The 21,473-nt window shown below is 70.0% G+C and carries 21 protein-coding genes; 8 read left to right on the top strand and 13 right to left on the bottom strand.

All coding sequences use genetic code 11. The features are described from left to right. Positions 1 to 2: 2 nt before the first annotated feature. From KGD87_RS10650 to KGD87_RS10640, 3 genes are all read right to left on the bottom strand, one after another. The gene (locus tag KGD87_RS10650) at positions 3 to 1,079 is read right to left on the bottom strand and encodes a fatty acid desaturase family protein (RefSeq protein WP_284667353.1); all 1,077 of its coding nucleotides are present in this window, start codon (positions 1,077 to 1,079) and stop codon (positions 3 to 5) included. A 3-nt stretch (positions 1,080 to 1,082) separates the two neighbouring features. After that, the gene (locus KGD87_RS10645; protein ID WP_284667352.1) at positions 1,083 to 1,301 is read right to left on the bottom strand and encodes a tautomerase family protein; all 219 of its coding nucleotides are present in this window, start codon (positions 1,299 to 1,301) and stop codon (positions 1,083 to 1,085) included. Positions 1,302 to 1,400: 99 nt separating this feature from the next. After that, on the bottom strand, positions 1,401 to 2,471 hold the full coding sequence (locus tag KGD87_RS10640) for an iron-containing redox enzyme family protein (RefSeq protein ID WP_284667351.1): 1,071 nt from the start codon (positions 2,469 to 2,471) through the stop codon (positions 1,401 to 1,403). A 194-nt stretch (positions 2,472 to 2,665) separates the two neighbouring features. On the opposite strand from KGD87_RS10640, the gene KGD87_RS10635 reads away from it, so the two are divergent. Continuing rightward, on the top strand, positions 2,666 to 4,228 hold the full coding sequence (locus KGD87_RS10635) for a helicase-related protein (RefSeq protein WP_284667350.1): 1,563 nt from the start codon (positions 2,666 to 2,668) through the stop codon (positions 4,226 to 4,228). 64 nt (positions 4,229 to 4,292) lie between these two features. Here KGD87_RS10635 and KGD87_RS10630 read toward each other — a convergent pair whose 3' ends face one another. After that, the gene (locus tag KGD87_RS10630) at positions 4,293 to 5,201 is read right to left on the bottom strand and encodes a serine protease (protein WP_284667349.1); all 909 of its coding nucleotides are present in this window, start codon (positions 5,199 to 5,201) and stop codon (positions 4,293 to 4,295) included. Positions 5,202 to 5,393: 192 nt separating this feature from the next. Here KGD87_RS10630 and KGD87_RS10625 point away from each other — a divergent pair, with 192 nt between their 5' ends. The 5 genes from KGD87_RS10625 (at position 5,394) to KGD87_RS10605 (ending at position 11,089) form a co-directional block, all read left to right on the top strand. After that, positions 5,394 to 6,329 carry a glycoside hydrolase family protein gene (locus KGD87_RS10625; RefSeq protein WP_284667348.1) on the top strand — a complete coding sequence of 312 codons (936 nt, stop codon included), beginning with the start codon at positions 5,394 to 5,396 and terminating at the stop codon, positions 6,327 to 6,329. A 222-nt stretch (positions 6,330 to 6,551) separates the two neighbouring features. Further along, a complete protein-coding gene (locus tag KGD87_RS10620) occupies positions 6,552 to 7,769 on the top strand; it encodes a hypothetical protein (protein WP_284667347.1) in 1,218 nt (405 codons plus the stop codon). After that, entirely contained in the window at positions 7,766 to 8,038 is a 273-nt protein-coding gene (locus tag KGD87_RS10615) for a hypothetical protein (RefSeq protein ID WP_284667346.1), read from the top strand. Before KGD87_RS10620 ends, KGD87_RS10615 begins: the two co-directional genes overlap by 4 nt. Next, a complete protein-coding gene (locus KGD87_RS10610) occupies positions 8,035 to 8,619 on the top strand; it encodes an HMA2 domain-containing protein (protein WP_284667345.1) in 585 nt (194 codons plus the stop codon). The genes KGD87_RS10615 and KGD87_RS10610 overlap by 4 nt, the downstream gene beginning before the upstream one ends. Positions 8,620 to 8,626: 7 nt before the next feature. Next, positions 8,627 to 11,089, top strand: coding sequence for a heavy metal translocating P-type ATPase (locus KGD87_RS10605; RefSeq protein WP_284667344.1), 2,463 nt, complete (start codon positions 8,627 to 8,629; stop codon positions 11,087 to 11,089). A gap of 3 nt (positions 11,090 to 11,092) precedes the next feature. Here the strand turns inward: KGD87_RS10605 and KGD87_RS10600 are convergent, their stop codons facing one another. From KGD87_RS10600 to KGD87_RS10560, 9 genes are all read right to left on the bottom strand, one after another. Further along, the gene (locus KGD87_RS10600; RefSeq protein ID WP_284667343.1) at positions 11,093 to 11,608 is read right to left on the bottom strand and encodes an SgcJ/EcaC family oxidoreductase; all 516 of its coding nucleotides are present in this window, start codon (positions 11,606 to 11,608) and stop codon (positions 11,093 to 11,095) included. 84 nt (positions 11,609 to 11,692) lie between these two features. Continuing rightward, positions 11,693 to 11,836 carry a hypothetical protein gene (locus KGD87_RS10595; RefSeq protein ID WP_284667342.1) on the bottom strand — a complete coding sequence of 48 codons (144 nt, stop codon included), beginning with the start codon at positions 11,834 to 11,836 and terminating at the stop codon, positions 11,693 to 11,695. A 141-nt stretch (positions 11,837 to 11,977) separates the two neighbouring features. Further along, positions 11,978 to 12,382 carry an HYC_CC_PP family protein gene (locus tag KGD87_RS10590; protein WP_284667341.1) on the bottom strand — a complete coding sequence of 135 codons (405 nt, stop codon included), beginning with the start codon at positions 12,380 to 12,382 and terminating at the stop codon, positions 11,978 to 11,980. A gap of 147 nt (positions 12,383 to 12,529) precedes the next feature. Next, complete coding sequence (locus KGD87_RS10585) at positions 12,530 to 13,021, bottom strand: Hsp20/alpha crystallin family protein (protein WP_284667340.1); 492 nt, start codon at positions 13,019 to 13,021, stop codon at positions 12,530 to 12,532. 143 nt (positions 13,022 to 13,164) lie between these two features. Beyond that, the gene (locus KGD87_RS10580) at positions 13,165 to 14,421 is read right to left on the bottom strand and encodes a hydroxymethylglutaryl-CoA synthase family protein (protein WP_284667339.1); all 1,257 of its coding nucleotides are present in this window, start codon (positions 14,419 to 14,421) and stop codon (positions 13,165 to 13,167) included. Between the two features lie 49 nt (positions 14,422 to 14,470). Then, positions 14,471 to 15,508 (bottom strand): alcohol dehydrogenase catalytic domain-containing protein, encoded by a 1,038-nt coding sequence (locus tag KGD87_RS10575; RefSeq protein WP_284667338.1) that lies wholly within the window; start codon positions 15,506 to 15,508, stop codon positions 14,471 to 14,473. A gap of 47 nt (positions 15,509 to 15,555) precedes the next feature. Further along, a complete protein-coding gene (locus KGD87_RS10570; protein ID WP_284667337.1) occupies positions 15,556 to 16,296 on the bottom strand; it encodes a CoA-transferase subunit beta in 741 nt (246 codons plus the stop codon). After that, entirely contained in the window at positions 16,293 to 17,090 is a 798-nt protein-coding gene (locus KGD87_RS10565; protein ID WP_284667336.1) for a CoA transferase subunit A, read from the bottom strand. Before KGD87_RS10565 ends, KGD87_RS10570 begins: the two co-directional genes overlap by 4 nt. After that, complete coding sequence (locus KGD87_RS10560) at positions 17,087 to 17,773, bottom strand: TetR/AcrR family transcriptional regulator (protein WP_176422422.1); 687 nt, start codon at positions 17,771 to 17,773, stop codon at positions 17,087 to 17,089. The genes KGD87_RS10565 and KGD87_RS10560 overlap by 4 nt, the downstream gene beginning before the upstream one ends. A 153-nt stretch (positions 17,774 to 17,926) precedes the next feature. On the opposite strand from KGD87_RS10560, the gene KGD87_RS10555 reads away from it, so the two are divergent. Together KGD87_RS10555 and KGD87_RS10550 are read left to right on the top strand one after the other, a co-directional pair. Next, entirely contained in the window at positions 17,927 to 20,035 is a 2,109-nt protein-coding gene (locus KGD87_RS10555) for a two-component system sensor histidine kinase NtrB (RefSeq protein WP_284667335.1), read from the top strand. Beyond that, positions 20,025 to 21,383 (top strand): sigma-54-dependent transcriptional regulator, encoded by a 1,359-nt coding sequence (locus KGD87_RS10550; RefSeq protein ID WP_284667334.1) that lies wholly within the window; start codon positions 20,025 to 20,027, stop codon positions 21,381 to 21,383. The genes KGD87_RS10555 and KGD87_RS10550 overlap by 11 nt, the downstream gene beginning before the upstream one ends. Positions 21,384 to 21,473 lie beyond the last annotated feature (90 nt).

The following is a 21,473-nucleotide window of genomic DNA, read 5'->3' as shown; positions in this document are numbered from 1 at the left end:
GTTCACCGAGGGGAAGAAGGCTGGGAGTCCGCGAGCTCCCGCATGAGCGCGGAGAGCCCCGGGGCGGGCTCGGGGGAGACACGGGCCTGGCACAGCAGCGCGCTCAACCGGGGCAGGTCCCGGGCCACGACGCCGGGGAAGACGTGGTGCTCCCGGTGCAGCGTGCGCGGCAGCCCGCTGATGAGCAGCGCTGGCAGCAGCCCCAGCCGGGTGGAGCGCGCGTTCACATTGAGGTCGCCCTCCTCGCGGGTCCACCGGTGCTCCGTGAGGTCCATGAGCGTGAGAATCATGGGGTACACGGTGTACATGGGGAGCAGCCACAGGAGCAGGAAGGGGCGCCAGAGGTCGAAGTAGGCCACCGCGCCCAGCGCGACGGCGAAGAAGAGCAGCTTGAGGCGCCGCTCCCGCTCCATCTCCGCGTCGTCCCGGAACGGGAGCAGCAGCGCCCGCAGGTGGTTGTCCCGCCACTTGACGGTGTGGTTCCCCTGGGGCGGCACGTAGTCCTGGCGGCCCTTGAAGAACTCGAGGACGCTCAGGAGCCCCGCCTTCACGCACGTCCAGAGCAGGCGCCCCGGTGAATAGGGGCGCTGGGTGTCCCCCCGCAGGTGCCTGCCCAGCCAGTTGGGGTCCTCCGGGGTGAACAGGTGTCGGTGGTGCAGCATGTGCACCCGCCGCCACTGGACGAAGGACCAGGCCTCCGGGTGGTGGAACATCACCAGGTTCGAGAACACCGTGCCCACAATGGCATTGGCCTTGTGGGAGCGAAAGAGGCCGTAGTGGCTCGCGTCGTGGTTCAGGATGTAGAGCGAGTGCTGCCGCCCCGCGATGACGACGATGGCGAGCAACGTGACGAGGGGATGCTGGAACCAGGCCTCGGCGGCGAAGGCCAGGGCAATCCCAGCATAGACTTCCAGATAGAGCAGCACGCTGCGCCAGGGCCGGGCCTTGTGCAGCGCACGGACCTGCTGCCAGACGTCCTTGGGGAGCAGATGACTGGCCTGCGCCCCCAGTTCGGGCCAGTCCGGACGCGCCACGGGCGCGGGAGCGGGCTCCCCGGAGATGGGATTGGGTTGACTCATTGCCTAGAGCTTCTCACCCCGAGTGCGGGCCTCGCGGCGCAAGGCCACGCTCGTACCATGAACGCCCCAGTTCTCCGGATCGATTTCCTGGATGACAATGAACGTGGTCGCGGGGTCCTTGCCGAGCACATCCACGAAGACCTTCGTGATGCGCTGGATGAGCTCCAGCTTCTGCTCCGCGGCAAGCCTATCTCCAGTGAGCTGGACATTGACGTATGGCAATTTTGAGCCCTCGGCGTGGCCGCCCTGCTGGGACAAGGGGCGGCCAGGAATGACAGTCGGTACGCGTCGATTCGAGCGTGAGCGCCACGGCGCCCGGCATCAAGGGACGACGTGCGAGCCGCGGTACGGCCCGACGGTGGACTCCTTGAGGCCCTTGAGGTGGGGGTAGAGCCTGTCAATCACGGCCCCCGCGGTATCCAGGCGGAGCAGGATGCCCAGCACGATGTCGGGCATGACGGCCGGGTTTCGCTCCAGGAGCGGCAGGATGATCTCCCCCATCCAGGCGTTGGCGTGCTCCACGTCGACCGTGGTGTGCTCCAGCAGGTACTCCAGCGGCTTGTCGCCCACGCCCAGCCGCCGCCAGCCTTCAATCTGCCATTCGAAGCGCCCGGGAATCATCGTCTCCGTCGCGAGCAGCGCGCCCAGGATCTCCGTCAGACGCGAGCGGTTCGTGGCCATGCTCATGTACATGTTGACGAGCGCCAGCTCCTCCCGCACCAGCAGGTCGAACTGGTGGGTGTAGACATCCTTCGGGAGGTCCAGGAACTCCATCAACCGGAAGCGCATGTTCCGGTGGACGCGCTCGTCCTGTGCGTGGCCGACCTCATCCCAGAAGTTCTTGGCCAGCTCGAGCTTGATGCCGCCATAGACGCCCGGCATCATCAACGCGATGATGTCACCGAAGAGCGATTCGAGCGGCGTCTCCTGGAGGATGAACTCCCGCATCTGCTCGAAGGTGGCCTGGTCACGCAGGAACGCGAAGATGGGGTGCGTGACGTTGGATGGATGGGATTGGACGCGCTGCGTAACCCAATCCTGAAACTGTGACGCGGGAGGCAACGCGTCAAGGACAGAGGCGTATTTCTTCCGCGAGGCCTGGTGCCAACACTTCTCCAGGATGCTCTTCATCTGGCCAAATAGCGGATCGCCCACGTTCAGGCGCTCGACGGACCACGGGGCGGTGAGCAGCGCCATGTTGATGGCGTAGAGCACCCGGTGCGCCTCGGTCAGCGCCGCGTCGTCTCCCTCCAGGAAGGCGCCGCGCGCCAGGAGTTCCACCTGCTCCCGCAACTGGTTCCGGGCCCCCACGGCCACGCTGTCCATGTCATGGGAATAGAGCCACGTCTTGACTTCCAAATGGAGATTCTGAAGATTGGTTTGACCCGACATTTGGCATTCCTCGAGCTGATGAGGTCCAGGGATGATGAAGCGCCCGCTGCCAGCCCCCATCCGGCAGTAATCAGCGAGGCCGCGGCTTGTGTACCAAACTAGACATACTCAGGATAGTGACAATTTTGACTCCCGGAGAACTGGAACATTTCCAAGACACGGCTTCTTGAAGCCTCGTCATGGGCCACTGCGTCATGATTCGGAGCCTCCGGGAGGACAAGCGCGTCTACCGCAGGAGCCACCGCCCCAGGCTGCGCGCCCAGGGAGGAGGGCGTTCCCTTCATGCTCTACGAGCGGTTCATTGCGGAGCTCTTCCGGGAAAGGAGCCGCACCGACAAGGCGGCGGTGCAGATCAACTGGAGGCTGTCGCCCGCGACGAGAAGACGCTCATCTTCTGCGCCCGCATCGAGACGCTCCACGAGCTGAAGCGGAGAATCGAGGCGGAGTGGGAGAAGCCGCTGCTGGAGCGATGGAGGAAGGTGTTTCCGGCCGCGAGCCACGGCGACATCTTCGAGCACGAGGTGGACGGCAAGCGGGTGGATGGGCACCACTCACGCCTGCGAGACCGGTTCGGCCGCGCCCAGGATGCGCTCTATCTGGCGCTGCGGGAGCGGTACGTCGGCACGCTGTTGGAGGGCGTGTCGGTGGAGGGGGCCCACCTCGAGCGCATCATCGCGCGGGCGAACGCGCTTCTGCGCCAGCAGCGCGTCTCGAAGACGCAAGCGGAGCGGATGGACTGGTCCCTGGTCAAGCGCTGTGTCGAGCAGGCCGTGGCCCTCTTCGTGCGAGACGGCGTGTTGGCGGGAGATGTCGACCCGGAGGTGCTGCGGCGCCTGACGGACGCGCGCTTCGTGGCGCTCGGCTTCGACCTGGTCGCCGACGACGTCGAGGACTCCGCCGAGGGAGACAGGACGCCGTCCTGGTCGATTGGCGCCGGGGACGCGGCGCTCGTGCTTCGCCGCGAGCACCTCTGGTCCTATCTCAAGGCACCCTTGCTCGAGGTGCCTCCCGAGCTGCGGGTCCGCACCGTCGAGCGGCTCGCCAGCTACCTCGTCGCGCGCAACGTCCCGTTCCTCTCGGACCTGCTGGCCTTCGCCAGGGAGCAGGGCGTTGACGTGGAGGCGGTGGAGTCCCGGGCGCTGTCGCCCGTGGTGGACCGCTTCTGGACCACGCCTCGGGGACGGCCCTGGTTCGAGTTGCTGAAGCGCTTCCTGGCCTATGCGGGGAAGCTCGACGAGGAGCGGCGGCGCGAGGTACTCGATGACGCTGTTCGCGCGGGTGCGCTTGTCCGTCACACCGTGGAGGGTGTGAGCCGGGAGCGGCTCCGTGAGGCGTTCAACACGCCGCTGTACCCGATGGTGCTCGTGGCCAACGAGGTCATGCAAGAGGGGCTGGACCTGCATCACCACTGCCGCCGGGTGGTTCACCACGACCTGGCGTGGAACCCCGCGCAGCTCGAGCAGCGCGTGGGGCGCGTCGACCGGCTGGGCTCGCTCGTCCAGCGGCTGCGGGCGCGACAGCCGGACACCACCCTGGACGTTCACCTGCCGTTGATTGCCAACACCATCGACGAGCGTCTTGAGCGAACAGTCCGGCGGCGGGAGCGGTGGCTGGAGTTCCTCCCGGGCTCGGCGCCTCGCATCGAGGAATACGGTCTGGCGGACGAGCCACCGAAGCCGTTGCCTGAGGCCTTCGCGCAGGCGCTCCGCGTGGAGCTGGGGCCCGTCGCGAAGGCGCGTCCTCCAGGCGCGGGCTGATTCAAGGCGGAGCCTTTCCCGTGTACGCCGCGACGGGGCCTGACGGAGCCCTCGTGCGCGCCTCCTACCTGACGGCGCTGAGGTTCCTGATCTGCGTGTTGATCCACGGGATGTAATTGGAGACCCGCGCATAGACGCCGGGCAGCCCCGGCCTCGCGCAGCCCACGCCAAAGCTCACGATTCCCTGGAGCACGTACCCTTGGGGGCCCGGTACGACGAGCGGTCCTCCGCTGTCCCCTTGGCATGCGTCCTTGCCTCCTGCTGCGTACCCAGCCCCGAGCATCGCCGACTCGTTGATGGTGATTCCATGGCGGTGGTAGCTATTGGCCACGGACCGATGATTGAGGGTGGGGACGTTCACCTGCATCAAGAGAGGGGAGACATTCCCTTCCTCCTGTGTCAGGCCCCAGCCCGCGACGGTCGTCGCCGTGTTGTCTGGAACCCGCTCCCCGCTGGCAGGGAGACAGACAGGTGCGCGTTTGCCTCCAGAGGCGTACTTCGGGGCCTGACTGGGGCGCATGGTGGATGACTGGCCGCAGGCACCGGCAACGGCCTGGTTGAACTTGATGGGCTGTTCGAGCTTGAGAACGGCGATGTCGTTCATCGTCGTGTCTGGATTGTACTGCGGGTGATAGACCGCCCTCACCACCCGGACCGTGACTTGTCCTGTGCTGGGCCGGTCCAGGTCATGAGCCCCCGCGACCGCGGTGGCGCCGGACAGCCCGTCGTAGACACAATGGGCGGCGGTGAGAACGATATCGCTCTCTTCCTTGGGGCCGACCCGCACGAGGGCGCCACCACAGAAGTGGCTGTTGTATTGCTGCAAGCTGACAATCCAGGGGTGGGAGTGAGGCCGAGCCTCGATTCCTCCCACAATCTCCTGGTCCAAGCCGCCGACCGCACCGACGGGGTCCCGCTCCAGCTCCGGACCACCGCACCCCAGAAGACCCACCGTGACGGCCACTCCGCTCATGAATCGCAATGCATCCTCCGCTTCAAGTGCGGAGGGCATCAGCAAGTCACGTGCCGGGTGGCTGCCCAACCGGGTCAAGGCCTTATCCGCGCGACAGCAGGTCTGGCGCGCGTCATGACACGTCAAGTGGAGGCGCTTGACGCGTCAGTCGCGCAGTCCTGGTGTGGCTGGGGCGGGATAGGATGCCGCGCCATGGGAATGAACATCATCGGCGGCTTCATCGTGGCGCTCGCCGCGCTCGTCGTGGGATGTAGCGGGGATGCGCCGGAGCCAGGTCTGACGCCGGATGCTGGCAGCGAGGTGCCCGACGCTGGCACTCAGGCGCCCGACTCCGGCGTCACCACGACGAAGAGCGCGAAGCGGGGAATCGCCTTCGACCTCTCGACGCCCGAGGACCTGGCGGCCGTCGCTCCCGGCGTGAGCTGGTGGTACAACTGGAGTCCCACGCCGCATCCGGGCGTGCCCGCGGATTTCCAGACGCGCTACGGCATGGACTTCATTCCCATGCTCTGGAACGGGAACTTCGACGCGGCGCGGATTGAGTCCATCCTCCGGGCGAACCCACGCATCCAGTACCTGCTGCTCCTCAACGAGCCCAACCTCACCGACCAGGCCAACATGTCGCCGCAGGCCGCGGCGGAGCTGTGGCCACGGTATGAGCGTGTCGCCCAGAACACCGGCGTGAAGCTGGTGGGGCCGGCGATGAACTGGGGCACCATGCCGGGGCATGGCGACCCTGTCGTCTGGCTGGACGCCTTCTATGCCGCCTATCGCGCAGCCAACGGGAACCGCGATCCGCACATCGATTACCTCGGGTTCCACTGGTACGACTATGGCCTGGAGTACCACCTGGACCGGCTCACGAAGTACGGCAAGCCGTTCTGGGTCACCGAGTTCGCCAACTGCCACAGCCAGCCGGATGGCGCGCAGATTGATTCGGTCGCCAAGCAGCGGGTGCAGATGACGGAGATGGTCGCCGTCTGCGAGCGGCGCGAGGACGTGTTCCGCTACGCGTGGTTCACGGGGCGGTGGACGAACGACCCGTGCTTCGCGAGCCTGCTCGGCGCCGCGGGCACGTTGACCGAATTGGGTGAGCACTACGTGTCACTGCCCACCCGCTCGCAGTAGGGCCACGTTCGGGGTTGTTCCGCGCCCACCGCGGTGAGCCGCCCGCTGAGGCCTCCGTCAACCCGGCGGCGCGGGTGTTGCCCCGCGGGACCGGTTCTCCCGGCCCTCGAATCCCCCTAGCTTGAGTGCGCCGATTCCTGGAAGCCCACCTCGGATGCACCCCCCACCAGCCGTGTCGCGCCCTCCAGGTCTGGCGCGCGCGGCTGTTTCGCACTCATGCCCATGACACGAACCACTCCATTCCACCCGGAAGACGCCGCGATGCCCGCGGCCGCGCTGCACCCGTTGCGAGACTTCGCCGAGAAGCTCGGGCGTGAGCTGCGCTTCGAGGACCTCCGTTCGGGCGCGTGGCACGCCCGCCTGCTGACGGCCTATGTGCGGCACTACGAGGCGCGGCGCGCCGGTACCGCGTCCACCGTCCGTGCCTCCGAGACGGAGGCCCTCATCCGGCGCGCCAGCAAGGAAGCGGCGCTGGTGGGGGCGAGCGCCGCGGGTATCTCCACCAGCGCCGCCGTGTTCACCCTGGACACCGGCTTCGTGGGGGCGCTCGTGGCCGTTCCCGTGGCCGGCGCCGCCATGGGGCTGGACACGATGCTGCGCTCGCTCATCCAGGCCCGGATGATGTGTGACGTGGCGTCCGCGTTCGGCGTGCGCATCGATCCGGATGACCCGTGGGATCTGCTCCACCTGCACGCCATCACGTCGGGCTCGGAGGTGTGGGAGGACGCGGACCGCGGCGGCGCGGGGCTCGTGGGCCGGATGCTGACCGAGGACACGGAGGCGGCGGAGCGGAAGTTGGGCAACCGCTTGATAGGGGAGAGCGTGCTGCGAAACCTCATTCCCTTCGCCAGCGTCGTCACCTCCTCCGTCACCAGTTGGCGGCGCACCCGCCGGCTCGGACATGCCGCAGTGGAGTATGCGCGCTACCGCCGCGCGCTGGACGATGCGTTCGCCGCCGTGCGGACCGTGGACGCGCGGTGCCTGGAGCTGCTCATCGAAGGCGCCTGGTGCCTGTTCAGAACGGATGGGGGGCTGCGAGCCGAGGAGACGGTCATGCTGGCGCACCTGCTGCGCAACAGCCCTTCCGCGGCGCGCAAGCGGGTGCTGGAGCGCCTGGGAGACGATGAGGCGCAGTGGGTTGAACGTCTCCACGAGGTGCCCGAGGCCGCGCGGGATGCCTTCCTGCACGCGCTGGAGGTGATGGTCGCGGTGGACCTGTCGATGTCGAACGCGGAGTGGTTGCTGCTGAGGCAGGCCGCCGCCGCGCTCAACCGCCCGCTGCGCCGCGAGCGGGTGCAGGCCCTGCTGAAGCAGCTCCGGGTCCATGGCGTCGTGCTTGCGCCGTGGGGCGACCAGGCCGAATCGCGCGACGAACGGATTCCGTTGTCCCGGGGTGCCGGGCTGGGCGCGGACGCCCATGGCGCTCCGGGGGCCCTATGAAGGCGACGGTGGCGTTCCTGGCGGGCGTGGCCACCGGCTGGATGGCCCGGAGCACCGTGGACAACTCGCGCGGCGCGGTCGTCTCCGTGGCGACGGCGGCGTTCGACCTGGTGGGGTGGACGCGGCGGGTCATCGCCACCGAGCGCGAGTTCCTCTCCGACCTGCTGGCGGAGGCGCGCTCGCGAGCGAACCTCCATCAGGCCCACGGTCGGCGTGCGGCGGACACTGGGGCGCGGCCCGTCGCGGACAGCCGTGAGGGGCACGCATGAGGCTCGACCCGGACTCGGGCGCCATTGAAGGGGAGTGGTTGTTGCTCGTGCACCACTCCCCGGGCCGGCTTCGTGTGCGCGCGCGCTGCTTCCTGGCAGAATCGGACCTCGCGGACCGCGTGCGCGGTGAGCTGGGGGAGACGCAAGGGGTGTTCGGCACCGTCCATTCCCCACTCACGGGCAGCCTGCTCATCGAATACAGCCCCGAAGCGGCCGACGTGGAGTCGCTGCTGGCGGCCATCGTCGACACGGCGGGCCTGGACGGCATCGTCGACGCCAAGTTCATGGCGAAGTCGCGCGAGGCCCCGGCCGAGCACGTGGTGCGTGGCGCCCGGTGGCTGGACGGACTGGCCCGTGAGGTGACGGGGGCCAGCCTCTACGAGCTGATTCCCGTGGTGCTGACGGCCACGGGCATCTACTCGCTGGTGGCGAACCCTTCGCAGAAGGGCTGGCTGCCGCGCTGGGACAACGCGCTGTACTGGGCCTACAGCGTGTTCCGTGACGGTGTGCGAGCGCAGGAGCAGGAAGACGCCGCGCGCGTCAGCGGGACGGTGGCCTTCCGGCCCCGGCCCCACGCGTGAGGCCGCGGTGGCACTGCGTTCAGCTCGGGGGGCGTTCATGCGGGCGGAGGTGGAGTTCCTGAGTGGCATGGCGCGCGGCTTCAAGGGGCGCGCGCACGAGGCCCTGGATGGGCATCAGCGGCCCGTGTCCGTCCACGTCACGGACGTGGCTCCGGGCCGGCTCCTCATCCGGGGCGCGGCGGAGGACTCCAAGACGCTGCGCCAGGTGCTCGGCTGGTTGGAGTCCCGCCCCGAAGTCCAGGTGGCCACGTGTCAGCGCAGCACGGGCCTGGTCAAGGTTCACTACCAGGAGGCGTCGCGCCTTCCGGGCGCGTTCGCGCTGCGGGTGCGGGACTTCGTCTTCACGTTGCACCAGCTTCCGCCCAAGCCGTTCCAGGTGGAGGTGCAACACGCGCTGCCCGGACGCGTGCGGCTGCGCGTCCGCGGGCTGGAGGACGACGACATCCTCAAGCTGGCGGCCTGGGCCGCGACGCTGCCGGGCGTGCACAAGGCGAGCGCGTCGCCGGCCATCCATTCGCTGGTGGTGAGCTTCGACCCGGAGGTGCTCAACGCCAGCCAGTTGATGACGGCCCTGCGCACGAGCGAGCCGTCCACCTGGCCCGCCGCGCCCCAGCCGCCCCGGCGGGAGTGGGCCGCCACCGCCTTCAATTCGGCGGTGCTCGCCGCGTGCGTCGTGAACGCGGCGCCCATGCCCATGTTGACCGCCGGCGTCGCGTTGACGAGCCTGCCGCTGGCCCAGCGCGCCTTCCAGGCCGTCGCGGAGCGGCGCATCACCGTGGACCTGCTCGACCTGGTGGCGGTGGGGGTGTCCCTGGCCACGGGGCAGGTGCGGACGGCGGCGCTCATCACCTCCCTGCTGGGCATTGGTGACTTGCTGATTGAGCGCAGCGCGGACCGCGCCCGGTCCGCCATCTCCCGGTTGATGCGGTTGGAGGTGCTGTACGCGTGGCGGCTGCGGGTGGACGGAGAGGTGGAGCAGGTCCGGGCGGACCGGCTCAAGGAGGGCGACCTCATCGTCGTGCACACGGGGGAGAGCGTGCCCGCCGACGGGACGGTGTTGTCCGGCACCGCGTGGGTGGATGAGAAGGCGCTCACGGGCGAGTCGGAGCCCCGCGTGCGCGAGGCGGGAGGCCGCGTGCTGGCCGCGTCCGTGGTGGGCGAGGGCAGCCTCCGGGTGCGGGTGGTGCGCGCGGGCGTGGAGACCACGGCGGCCAAGATTCTCCACATCCTGGAAGGGGCGGGCGCCAAGCCCATGACGCTGCAGGCGAAGGTGGACTCGGTGGCGAATGGCGTCGTGCTGCCGACCTTCGGGCTCGCCGCGGCGACAGGGCTGTGGACGCGCGAGGCGTCACGGCCCATCAGCATCCTCATCACGGATTTCGGGACGGGGGTCCGCATCGTCGTGCCCGCGAGCGCGCTGGTGGCGATGACGCTCGCGGCGCGCCAGGGCATCCTCATCAAGGGGGCCCAGTACCTGGAGCGGCTGGCCCAGGCGGACACCATCGTCTTCGACAAGACGGGCACGCTGACGTTGGGTGTCCCGGAGGTGGTGGACGTCATCCCCGCGAGGGGCTGGGATGCACGCCAGGTGTTGTCGCTGAGCGCCGCGGCCGAGCTGCGTCAGTCCCACCCCGTGGCGGAGGCGGTGCGCCGGCATGCCCTGGCGCAGGGCGTGGAGGTGCCGCGGCCGGAGGCGGGCCTGGAGGAGGTCGTCCTGGGGCGAGGCGTCTGCGCCCAGGTGAACGGGCGCCGCGTCTGTGTGGGCAGCGCGCGTTGGATGCAGCAGCAAGGCGTGGACGTGACGGACGCGGGCGCGGCGCTGTCCCGGTCCGTGCCGCGCGAGGTCTCCACCTTGTGGGTCACCGTGGATGGGGCGCTGGCCGGGTGCATCCGCTACGTGGAGACGCTGCGGCCGGAGAGCGCGGGCGTGGTCCATGCCCTGAAGGAGAACGGGCGCCGGCGCATCGTGCTGCTGTCCGGGGACGCTCCGGCCCGGGTGGCGGAGGTCGGGAGCCGGCTGGGCGTGGACGAGGCCATCGCGGAGCTGCTCCCCGAGGACAAGGCCACGCATGTGCGCGCGCTCCGGCGCCAGGGGCGCATCGTGGCCATGGTGGGGGATGGCATCAATGACGCCCCGGCGCTCGCGCTCGCTGACGTCGGCATCTCCCTGCGGGGCGCGACGGACGTGGCGTTGGAGACGGCGGACGTGGTGCTGCTGCGTGGCAGCCTTGATGACCTGTTGCTGGCGTTCGACGCGGGCCGCGACACCCTGGCCCGCGTGCACCGGGGGCTCGGGCTGGTGCTGGTGCCCAATGCCGTGGCCATGGTGCTCGCGGCGCTGGGGTGGCTGCCGCCTGTCGCCGCCGCCGTGGTCAACAACGGCTCCACGGTGGTGGCGGGCTTCGCCGCGCTGGCGCCGCTGTTCCGCCAGGCGCGCGCCGCCCAGCGCGAGGACGCCAACACCCACTGAGCCTCAGGGCTGCTGGGGCGCGGCCGCCTGGGGCCTGGGCTTCACGTCCGTGTTCTGGCCGGCCAGGATTTGCCACTGCCCGTTCGCGTGCTTCATCACGTAGCGCATCTGCGTGCGCAGCAGGCCGGGCTCGGTGTCCTGGACGCCAGGGGGCAGGCCGGGGTGGCCCGTCACCGCGTGCGTGGCGTCGACAATCGCCAGGTCCTCCCGGATGAACTGGACCTTGCGCACCGTGACCTGGCTCTGGCTGCCTTTGAAGATGCTGGCGAAGATGCCCGCGTGGCGCTGCTGGATTTCATCGCGGCCCTCGAAGACGGTGCCCACGATGTTGATGAAGGAGGCGTCCTGGGCGAAGTCCTTGGACCAGGCCACCGCGTCCTGGCGGTTCCAGGCCTCCGTCTGCTCACTCACGAGCTGAAGGATGTCCGCCTCCGCTGGCGCCGTGCCGGTGGTCGCGCACGCGGACGCCAGCAGGAGGAGGGTGGCCAGCGAGGGCAGGGGAAGGGCACGGCGCATCATTCGGTAGCCTTCTTTCGGGAAAAGCCGGTTGTCGTGTCCAATCCCATAACACGGCCGGCTTCTCCCGAGCGCCCTCCCAGTGCCTCAGGCGTCTGGCCTGGTGTGTTCGCCGCCCTTCTTCAGCTTCTCCCGGAGGCTCAGCCTCGAGCTCCACATCGCTGGCGTCACCACCACGATGAGAAGGGTCAGCACCACGGTTCCCAGCATCAGCTCCCAGAGCATGTCCACGTCGCGACTCCTGTCGTCATTGATTCGAGAAAACAGCGCGTTCGGCATGGGGCTCGACGGCGGACGTGTCCCGTTGGCGCGCGCTTCGCGCGGGCGGTGCGAGGACAGCCGACATCGAGCGTCAACGCGGAGGCGCTCGGCTCAAATCAGCAACGTGCGGCTGCGGAGGAAGACTGGGGGGCCCTGACCTTGAGGTGCGTCCCTGCGCGCGAGGGAAGGCTGTGGCCCGCTCAGGCGCGGCGGGTTGGGCAGCCAGGCGGCGGGGACAAGGACGGCAGGGGCTTGGATGAAGGGGGCGTGACGGGTGGCGCCCGCTTCGGTGGGCGCGGGCAAATCCCAGTGCGGCGCGTCGCAGCAGTGCGCGTGCAGCACCGGCAGCCCCTGGTCCGCCGCCTCCGAGTGCACGTCTCCGTGGGGACACTTGCACTGGGAGGCCCGCGACTGGACCTGCTTCTCGCAGTAATGCCCGAGCCCGGCCGCGCCGCTGGCGACAGCCTGCCAGAGGAGCAACAGCGCGAGTGCGAGGATTCGCGAAAGTCCAGACACGATGTCCGGTGTATATGCCGCGGCCGTGCGGGTCGCAATGCGCGGGTGCCCGGCCGCTTCCAGCCGGCTGTTGGCCTTGACGCGTCGATTCGCTGGGCTCATCCGCCGGGGGCCCACGAGGCCCCCGGCATCACCCACCGACGCGGCTCAGGCCTTCGCCTTCTCACTGCGTTCGCCGCCGCCGCCGACCTTGATGCGCTTGGGCTGCTCCTCGGACTTCTTGGGGATGCGCACGTTGAGGACGCCGCGCTTGAAGTCCGCCTGAACGTCGTCCGCATTCACGCCGCGGGGGAGCGTGAAGGTGCGGTTGAACGAGCCATAATCGCGCTCGTAGGCGTAGTAGCGGTCACCCTCCTCGCGGCGCTCCTCTTCCCGCTTGCCGCTGATGGTCAGCCGGTTCTCCGCGAGGGTGATTTCCAGGTCCTTCTCCTCCACGCCCGGGACATCGGCCTTGAAGATGAAGGCGTCCTGGGTCTCCTTCACCTCGAAGTCGGGCGCGAAGCCGCCCTCCCGTGCGCCCTGGGGGCCGAGCATCCGGCCGAGGTCGAATCCCAACAGCTCCTGCATGCGCTCGAAGGGGTCCCAGCCGCGCGGGGCTCCGAGCATGCCTCCGCCTCTACGGGCAGGTAGGTCCGCCATGATTCCGTCTCCTTTCCACCGCGCCCCGGTCGTCGAGGCGGGGGTCCGAGGTTCACGGTAGGGAGACAGCGGCGGAAGGGGAGGCACCGGGAGGCCTGCCGGTGCCTCGTCACGCGCCAGGGGTGGGCGCCCGGCGCCCTGCCTCAGGTCCCTTCGGCGTAGAGGCGGCGGTGGTCGCGAAGCTCCGTCAGCCGGAAGGCCCCGGGCGCCGGGGCCACGGCCTCGGGCGCATCCGCCGGCAGCTTCATCAGGCGCTCGTACTCCTCGATGGAGACGCGCTCACGCCGGGCCAGCACCTCCTCCAGGTCCGACTTCGCTATCCGCTCCGCGGCCTTTTCACCCACCGTGCCGGAATAGAATTCCGCCGCGCAGCCGCTGCCGTAGGACAGCAGGCCCATGCGCTGTCCCGCCAGCGCGCCGGCCTCGCGGTGCAGCAGCCCCGCCAGCGCCAGGTAGAGGGACGCGGTGTACACATTGCCGATGCGCGAGTTGAGCCCCAGGGACGTCGCCACCTGGGCGTCATAGCTGGCGGCCGACTTCGCCTGCGCCTCCCGCGACTCTGGCGTCGAAGCCGCCGCGCCCGCCGCATCCTCCAGGTCGCAGAGACGCAGCTGGGTGTGCGCCTTCCGGGCCATCTTGCAGAACGGTACGTGGTAGGCGATGCGCGCCAGCTGCTCGCCGGGCAGCGTGTCCGACCAGCGGACCAGTCCCGCCGCCAGGGCCTTCTCGCGCCAGCCCCGGTAGGCGCCGGACAGGGCCTCCAGGTAGCAGGTGATGGAGTAGTGCCCGTCCACCAGCGCCTCCCGCCGGCCCACGGGCCGCCAGAAGTCATACACGTCCATGGTGCACACGCCATTGAGGCCCACGTCCATGGCGAGCAGGTCGGGCTGCTCGGAGACCAGCAGCGCCACCGCGCCGCCGCCCTGGGTGGGCTCGCCCGCGGTGTTCAGCCCGTAGCGCGCGATGTCCGAGCACACCACCACGGCCACCTTGCCCGCGCCGGCGCCGGACGCAATCCACTCCACCGCCGCCATCAACCCGGCGGTGCCGCCGTAACACGCGTGCTGCGTGTCATAGGTCCGCATCGCCCGCGGCAGCTTCAGCAGGCCCTGAACGTGCGAGGCGACGGGCTTCGAGTGGTCGATGCCCGTCTCCGTGCCCACCACCAGCATGCCGATGCGAGAGGGGTCCACGTCCTGTTGACGGATGAGGCGGGCCGCCGCGGTGGCCGCCAGGGCCACGGTGTCCTCGCCGGGGTCGTTGACGGCCATCTCCCTGGCGCCCAGGCCCGCCGTGTACTTGGCCGGGTCCACGCCTCGGGCCCGGGCCAGGTCTTCGATGTCCACGTACCGGGACGGCACCGCGACCGCCAACGCTTCGATTCCCACGCGCTTCTTCATTCGACTCCTCGATTCCTGGTCGTGCTCTGGATTCCAGCCGCCGCTTCGCTCACGCCTCGGGGGGCACCAGCACCAGCCGGCCCGCCACCTCGCGGTTCTCCAGCCGGAAGTGGGCCTTCGCGGCCTCGGCCAGGGGCACCGCGTCCGTCACGAACTGCCGCACGCCGCCGGTGGCCGTCAGGCGCAGGGCTTCGTCCAGCTCCGCCTGCGTGGTGGCGTAGGCCCCCAATATCTCCAGCTCCTTGACGATGACGAGCCCCGGGTTGAGCTGCACCATCCCCGACTCCAGGTTGCCCACCACCACCACGCGGCCTCCGGGCGCCATGGCCTTCAGCGTCTGGTCGAACGTGGCGCTGCCGACGATTTCGACGGCCACGTCCACGCCCGCGCCCTGGGTGCGCTTGCGGACGGCCGACGCGAAGTCCAGTCCGCGCGACACGATGACCTCGTCCGCGCCCGCCTCCTTCAGCGCCTGCACCTTCACCTCGCTGGACGTCACCGCGATGACGCGCGCGCCGTCCAGCCGCGCGAGCTGTACGGCGGACAGGCCCACGCCGCCGCTGGCGCCGGTGATGAGCACCGTCTCGCCCGCGCGCACCTTGCCGCGCGTGCGCACCGTGTGGACCGCCGTGCCCGTGGTGCAGCACACCGTGGCCGCCTCGTTCCAGGGCAGCGACGCGGGCACCCGGCCCAGGCCGCCGACGGGGGCCACCATGAACTGGGCGTAGCCACCGGCCAGCTCCTCGCCGAAGAAGCGGTTGTCCGTCTTGCAGAGGCTGTTGCGACCGCCGCGGCACAGGGCACAGTCGCCACACGACATGCGCTGGAGCGTCGCGGCGCGGTCTCCCGTCTTCCAGCCCGGCGTGTCCGGGCCGACTTCAATGACTTCACCGGCGGCCTCGTGGCCGAGAATCGCCGGCACGCTGGTGCGGGGCAGGTTGCCGCGGCGGTTGATGACGTCGTGGTAGCAGACGCCACAGGCATGCACGCGGAGGAGGACCTCGCCACGCCCGGGACGAGGCATGGGGACGCTCTCCATCTTCAGGTTGCCCGCTTCACCAAAGCTGCGCAGTACGACGGCTTTCATCTGGGTGCCTCCGTGCATCTGGATTCGTGGAAGGGGAAGGGCCCGGCTCAGGCGCCGACGAGCGCGTCGCGGTAGCCGTGCGGGTCGATGGCGCGAATGGCCGCCACCGTGCGGGCATCCGGCAGCGGGGTGACGGGCAGCGCTTCGGGGACCTGGAAGGCGAAGCCCGTGCGCTCCGCGATGTGCGCTTCCGAGGCCCACGGGTGCCGCGCGAGCAGCCGCGCGCCGGACGCGCCCAGCTCGAACACCCCCAGGTCGGAGATGAGCGTCACCGGCCGGCGCGGGTCTCGCGTGGTGGCGACCTGCACCTGGGGCACCAGGTTGCGGCGCGACTGGCGCGGCACCAGCAGCACCGGCCTGCGCACCCACTGCCGCAGCGTCGCGGCGCCCGCCACGCCAGGGAACTTCGTCCGCGGCTTGTCCAGGCTGCCGCTGGCCGTCATGTTGGTGCGGCCCTCGGCATCCACCTCGGCCGCGCCGAAGAAGACGGTGTCCACCCGGCCGCGCCGCGCGTGGTCGAACAGGTCCGGAATGGTGATCTCCGCGGACCGGCCAGCCAGGTAGCCCAGGTCCTCGGAGGAGGGCAGCAGCGTGGGAAGCTCCGGGTCCAACGCGCCCACGCAGGCCAGGTACGTCAGGTCTGGCGCATGGGTCGCGCGCGCCACGGCGATGGCCAGGATGGCCAGCGGTGACGCCACGCCCGTGGCCACCACGCCGCCGTCATCAATCTGCCGCGCCAGCAGGGCGACCACAATCTCCGCCGGGGTGATGTCCAGCGCCGCGCTCATGCCGCCCTCCGCGTCAGCAGCGTCTCCAGGAACTCCGCCTCGCGGCCCGTCTCCGCCAGCGACAGGTAGCGGGCCAGCATCGCGTCGTCGTGCGGGTAGAGCCCGGCGCAGCCGGTGGGCAGGGCGCCGCCGGGTGCCAGGATGATGCGGTCCACCTGGAAGCCGGGCAGGGTGGCGCGAGGCAGCTTCGCCACCCGCTCCTCCACCGTGGCAATCACCCGCTTCGCCGCGCCCGCCACCAGCAGGTCCGTGGTCGGGTCCTCCATGTAGAGGTTGCCGCGCTCGTCCGCGGCGCGCGCGTGGATCAGCGCCACGTCTGGATAGAAGGCTGGCTCCACCGCCACGCGCAGTCCGGTGAAGGGGTCCTCCACCATGGGAGGCGGCTCCGCCTGCGCCAGCCCGGACACGTCCGCGTCTGGCGCGGGGATGAAGGGCAGGCCCATGGACGCGGCGCGCAGCCGCTGGACGACGCGGTAGCCGTCATGCTCTCGCCAGGCGAGGGTGCCCTGCTCCATGGCCCGCTTGAGACACGGCATGGGACGCACGCGGCCCTGGAGGCTCAGCGCGCCGAAGGCAAGCTCCAGCTTGCCCAGACAGCCGCCCGCCACGAGGAACTCCGCGGGCAGCGGGTTGGGGAGGGAGATGAGGCCCAGGTCGCGCTTGCCCTGGGCGATGATTTCCATCACCAGCGCCATGGGGGCGCGGCCCAGCATGAAGCCGCCGGTGGCCAGCGACGCGCCATCCGGAATGGAGGCCACCGCCTCCTCCAGCGAGCACCAGCGCGCCGTCTTCATGCGTCCTCCGAATCCGTGCCGGTGGCCGGCACGCCCGGCACCATGCGCAGCGGGGAGGGCCCGGCCTGTCCGGCGGTGTCACCCGCGGCGGCGAAGGGCGGGAACAGCATGTCCACCATGCCGTCGGCGATCTGCTCGTCCGTGAGGCGCCCGTCCGGCTTGAACCACTTGTAGATCCACAGCACCATCCCCAGGAACGAGAAGGCGCCCACCGTCGGGTCCACGGGGCGGATGAGGCCCTGCTGCGAGGCCTGAGCGAAGGCCTCCTCCAGGAAGGCCACGTACTTCTTCTTCCGGGCGTCGATGAAGGCGCGCGTCTCGCCGGTGAGCGTGGCGTGCTCGTGGAGGATGATGATGACCTCCTTGCTCCACCCCCGCGTCACCAGCAGGATGTTGTGGCGCATGCACGCGCGAAGCCGCTCCAGCGGATTCGCGATGTCCTGCACCCGCGAGAGGACCTGCTCCTCGAACAGGTCCATCCCGTAGTTCATGATGGCGAAGAGCAGCTGCTCCTTGTTCTGGATGTGGTGGTAGAGGCCCGCCTTCGTCATCCGGCACGCGGCAGCGATCTCCTGCATCGACGTGCCCTCGTACCCCCGGTCACAGATGAGCCGCGCCGCCGTTTCCAGGATGGCGCGGTAGCGCTCGCCCTCGTCCGGCTTCCGTCCTCCGGTGTTCGTCACGTCTGCTCCCTCCTTGAGACCTACCGACCGGTAGGTAGCAGCGCACGACGCGGGGTGTCAATCGCCAAAGGAGGCCCCCAGGGCGACGGTCCTCTTGGTTCCCCTGCTATTTCAAGGGGTTGGAGAGGAGCTGGCGGTTAGACTCGGCGGGCCATGCGGTACGCGCTCGTCCCCATCCTGCTGCTCTGTGTTGCCCTCACGACGGTGGGGGTGGGGGTGTTCACCCTGTTGGAGCGCAACCGGGAGGCCCAGTGGCACCAGTTCGCGGTGGAGCGCCAGGCCCAGTTGGATGAGGCCACACGCGGGGTGGCGGAGACGCTGGAGGACGTGGCGGAGGACCTGCGCTTCGCGGGGGAGCTGATGTCCCAGCCCGGCACGCTGGCGGAGCACCGGCGGGAGATGCGTGCCCTGTTGGAGGCGGTAGGCCAGTACAAGGTCCTCATCGCCTACAACGCCAGCGGCAAGGAATGGCTGCGCATGTTGGACCGGCGCTTGGGCAAGCAGGTGGCGCGAGCGCCCGTGCTGGCGCAGATGGCGGAAGCGGGCCGGCGGGCCCTGCTGCGGCCGCCAGGGGACGTCACGCTGTCACCTCCCATGGAGGATGGCGGCTTTGACTCGCTGCGGGTCATGGCCACGGCGCTGCCCGTGGATGCGCAAGGCCGGCCCGAGGGCGCGGTGGCGGTGCTGGTCGACACGACGTCCTTCTTCACGCCGCTGCGCATCGTGACGTCGGACCCGGACGCGCGGCTGCTGCTCCTGGGCACGTATGGCCAGCCGACCTCCGCGAGCGACCCCACGCTGGCGGACTGGTTCCGGCGGCTGGAGACGGAGGGCTCGCGGGTGCCGGGCTTCATGGCGCTGGCGGCGCGGATGCGCGAGGGCGAGCGCGGCGCGTTGCCGCTTCGCGCGGAGGAGGCCGAGCGCCTGGGGCTGGGCCACTCCGAGGCCATCGCCGTGTTCACCCCCATCCGCGTCCGCGGCGGCAGCCACTGGGCAGCGGCCACGTTGGTGTCCACCGCGACGCTGCGCTCGCATCAGCAGGCGCTCATCTGGCGGCTCATGGCCGCGGCGTTGCTGGTGGCGCTCTTCCTGGTGACGTTCGCCGTGTACGTGGTGCTGGCGCAGCGCCGCGCGGCCGCCTTGCGTGAGAGCCGTCAGCACGCGGACCAGCTGGCGCACCTGCAGGACAAGACGCAGAAGATTCTCGACCACATTCCTTCCGGAGTGCTGGCGCTCACGGTGGATGGGCGCATCAGCGCGGTGAACCAGGTGCTCCGCGAGCGCATGCCTCCGGACGCCATTGGCGCGCCGTTGGAGACGGCGTTCCCCCAGGCGCCGGCGCCGGTGGTGTCCCGGATTCGCTCCCTGGTGGCGGCCGCCGTGAGCGAGTCGCGCGCCCACGGCATCCTGGGCGAGACGCTGGTGCTCTTCGGCGAGGAGGGCCGGTTCAACCTCCACGCGGTGCCGCTGGAGGCGCGCCACCCGGAGGTCCACACGCTGCTGGTGGTGGAGGACCTGAGCAACGTGCGCGCGCTGGAGACGCAGTTGCTGCGCGCGGAGAAGCTGGCCACGGTGGGCGTGCTGGCCGCCGGCATCGCGCACGAGATTGGCACGCCGCTGGGCGTGGTGCGCGGGCGCGCGGAGTACGTGCTGGGCAAGCTGGGCAAGGAGCATCCGCAGGGGCCCGGCATCGCCGTCATCATCGAGCAGATTGACCGGGTGAGCCGCACGCTGCGGCAGCTCCTGGACTTCTCGCGCCTTCAGCCCACGGCGGTGCGGCCGGTGCCGCTCAGCTCCCTGCTCCACGACGTTCAGGAGCTGCTGCGCATGGAGGTGGAGCGGCGCGGGGTTCGCTTCGAGGTGACGGTGCCGCAGACGCTGCCTCCGCTGGCGGCGGACCCGGACCAGCTCCAGCAGGTGCTGGTGAACCTGGCGCTCAACGCCTGCCACGCGTGTGGTGAGGGCGGACAGGTGACGTTGACCGCGGCGGTGCCGGAGGCGGAGCCGTGGGGGTTGGTGGCGCTCACCCTCCGCGACGACGGCTGCGGCATTCCGCGGGAGCATCTCAATCAGGTCTTCGACCCCTTCTTCACCACCAAGAAGCGGGGACAGGGCACGGGGCTGGGCCTGACGATGGTGGCCCACGTCGTGCGCAATCATGGTGGCCGGCTGGAGCTGGAGAGCGAGGAGGGCCGGGGCACCTGCGTCACCGTGCTCTGGCCCATCGCGAAGCCCAGCGCGGAGGAGCGGAATGTCGGTTGAGGGACGCATCCTGGTCGTCGATGACCACGTGGACATGGGCCTCATGCTGCGCGAGCCCCTCACGGACGCGGGCTACGCCGTGGAGCTGGCCACGGGCGGTGAAGAGGCCATCCAGATGGCGCGCGCGCGGGCCTACGACGCGGTGCTGTGTGACTTGCGAATGGAAGGGGTGGACGGCCTGGACGTGCTGGAGGCCGTGCGGGCGCTCGACGCGGACACCCCCGTGTTGATGATGACGGCCTTCGGCGGCGTGGAGAGCGCGGTGGAGGCGATGAAGCGCGGCGCGTACCACTACTTCACCAAGCCCTTCCGTCTGGATGAGGTGCTGCTCTTCCTCGAGCGGGCCCTGAAGGAGCGCCGGCTCCAGGTGGAGAACCGGGCCCTGCGGCGCGCCGCCGCCGAGCGCAGCGGGCTGGGCGCATTGGTGGGCCGCAGCGCGGCGATGCGGAACCTCTACGCGCTCATCGACCGCGTGGCCCATGCCCAGGCGGCGGTGCTGCTGCGGGGCCCGAGCGGCACGGGCAAGGAGCTGGTCGCCCGCGCGCTGCACTTCCAGGGGCCTCGCGCCTCCGGGCCCTTCGTGGCGGTCAACTGCACGGCGCTGCCGCACGACTTGCTGGAGAGCGAGCTGTTCGGTCACCTCAAGGGCGCCTTCACCGGCGCCACCCACGCCCGTCGCGGCCTCTTCGTGGAGGCGGATGGGGGCACGCTGTTCCTGGACGAGATTGGCGACATGCCGCTGGAGCTCCAGGCCCGCCTGCTGCGCGTGCTGGAGGACGGCGAGGTGCGAGCGGTGGGCGCCGACGGCAGCCGCACCGTGGACGTGCGCATCATCGCCGCCACGCACCAGGACCTGGACGCCCGTGTGCGCGAGGGCCGCTTCCGCGCGGACCTGTTCTACCGGCTCAATGTCGTGAGCCTGCTGTTGCCGCCGCTGTCGGAGCGGCGCGAGGACATCCCCTTGCTGGTGGAGCACTTCATGGCTCGCGCCCGCGCGCGCAACCCTCGCTCCCGGATGCAGTCCTTGTCTCCGGAGGCGGTGGCCGCGCTCGCGACCTTGCCCTGGCCGGGAAACGTGCGTGAGCTGGAGAACCTCATCGAGCGGCTGGCGGTGATGGTGGCGAGCGAAGTCGTGAGTCTGGAGGACTTGCGCCCACACCTGCCACCCGAGGCGCCGGAGGTGCAGCCGTTGGTGATGGCGCAGCACGCGCTGTGGCCCCTGCGGCGGCTCGAGGCGGAGTACATCGCGTGGATGGTGACACGCTGCGGCGGGAACAAGACGCGCGCGGCGGAGGTGCTCGGCATCGATGTGTCCACCATCCATCGGCGCGAGCGGGAGCGCGGGTAGGGGCGCGTGGGACACCGTGGTAATCCGCCAGGGGCGTCTGGCGTGATGCAACGGTTCGCCCGCATGTCGCCTGGGCGCTCGGGGCGGGGC

The sequence above is a fragment of the Myxococcus sp. SDU36 genome (assembly GCF_030168875.1).
In the GTDB taxonomy this organism is placed as follows: Bacteria; Myxococcota; Myxococcia; order Myxococcales; family Myxococcaceae; genus Myxococcus; species Myxococcus vastator.
The sequence above is the reverse complement of the archived record's forward strand: the minus strand, read 5'-3'. Positions and strand labels throughout refer to the sequence as shown.

Excerpts from the sequence above, each read along its gene's own strand:
- KGD87_RS10650 (WP_284667353.1), bottom strand. The coding sequence starts at position 1,079 with ATGAGTCAACCCAATCCCATCTCCGGGGAGCCCGCTCCCGCGCCCGTG.
- KGD87_RS10640 (WP_284667351.1), bottom strand. The coding sequence starts at position 2,471 with ATGTCGGGTCAAACCAATCTTCAGAATCTCCATTTGGAAGTCAAGACG.
- KGD87_RS10635 (WP_284667350.1), top strand. The coding sequence starts at position 2,666 with ATGATTCGGAGCCTCCGGGAGGACAAGCGCGTCTACCGCAGGAGCCAC.
- KGD87_RS10630 (WP_284667349.1), bottom strand. The coding sequence starts at position 5,201 with ATGAGCGGAGTGGCCGTCACGGTGGGTCTTCTGGGGTGCGGTGGTCCG.
- KGD87_RS10625 (WP_284667348.1), top strand. The coding sequence starts at position 5,394 with ATGGGAATGAACATCATCGGCGGCTTCATCGTGGCGCTCGCCGCGCTC.
- KGD87_RS10620 (WP_284667347.1), top strand. The coding sequence starts at position 6,552 with ATGACACGAACCACTCCATTCCACCCGGAAGACGCCGCGATGCCCGCG.
- KGD87_RS10615 (WP_284667346.1), top strand. The coding sequence starts at position 7,766 with ATGAAGGCGACGGTGGCGTTCCTGGCGGGCGTGGCCACCGGCTGGATG.
- KGD87_RS10610 (WP_284667345.1), top strand. The coding sequence starts at position 8,035 with ATGAGGCTCGACCCGGACTCGGGCGCCATTGAAGGGGAGTGGTTGTTG.
- KGD87_RS10600 (WP_284667343.1), bottom strand. The coding sequence starts at position 11,608 with ATGATGCGCCGTGCCCTTCCCCTGCCCTCGCTGGCCACCCTCCTCCTG.
- KGD87_RS10585 (WP_284667340.1), bottom strand. The coding sequence starts at position 13,021 with ATGGCGGACCTACCTGCCCGTAGAGGCGGAGGCATGCTCGGAGCCCCG.
- KGD87_RS10580 (WP_284667339.1), bottom strand. The coding sequence starts at position 14,421 with ATGAAGAAGCGCGTGGGAATCGAAGCGTTGGCGGTCGCGGTGCCGTCC.
- KGD87_RS10575 (WP_284667338.1), bottom strand. The coding sequence starts at position 15,508 with ATGAAAGCCGTCGTACTGCGCAGCTTTGGTGAAGCGGGCAACCTGAAG.
- KGD87_RS10570 (WP_284667337.1), bottom strand. The coding sequence starts at position 16,296 with ATGAGCGCGGCGCTGGACATCACCCCGGCGGAGATTGTGGTCGCCCTG.
- KGD87_RS10565 (WP_284667336.1), bottom strand. The coding sequence starts at position 17,090 with ATGAAGACGGCGCGCTGGTGCTCGCTGGAGGAGGCGGTGGCCTCCATT.
- KGD87_RS10555 (WP_284667335.1), top strand. The coding sequence starts at position 17,927 with ATGCGGTACGCGCTCGTCCCCATCCTGCTGCTCTGTGTTGCCCTCACG.
- KGD87_RS10550 (WP_284667334.1), top strand. The coding sequence starts at position 20,025 with ATGTCGGTTGAGGGACGCATCCTGGTCGTCGATGACCACGTGGACATG.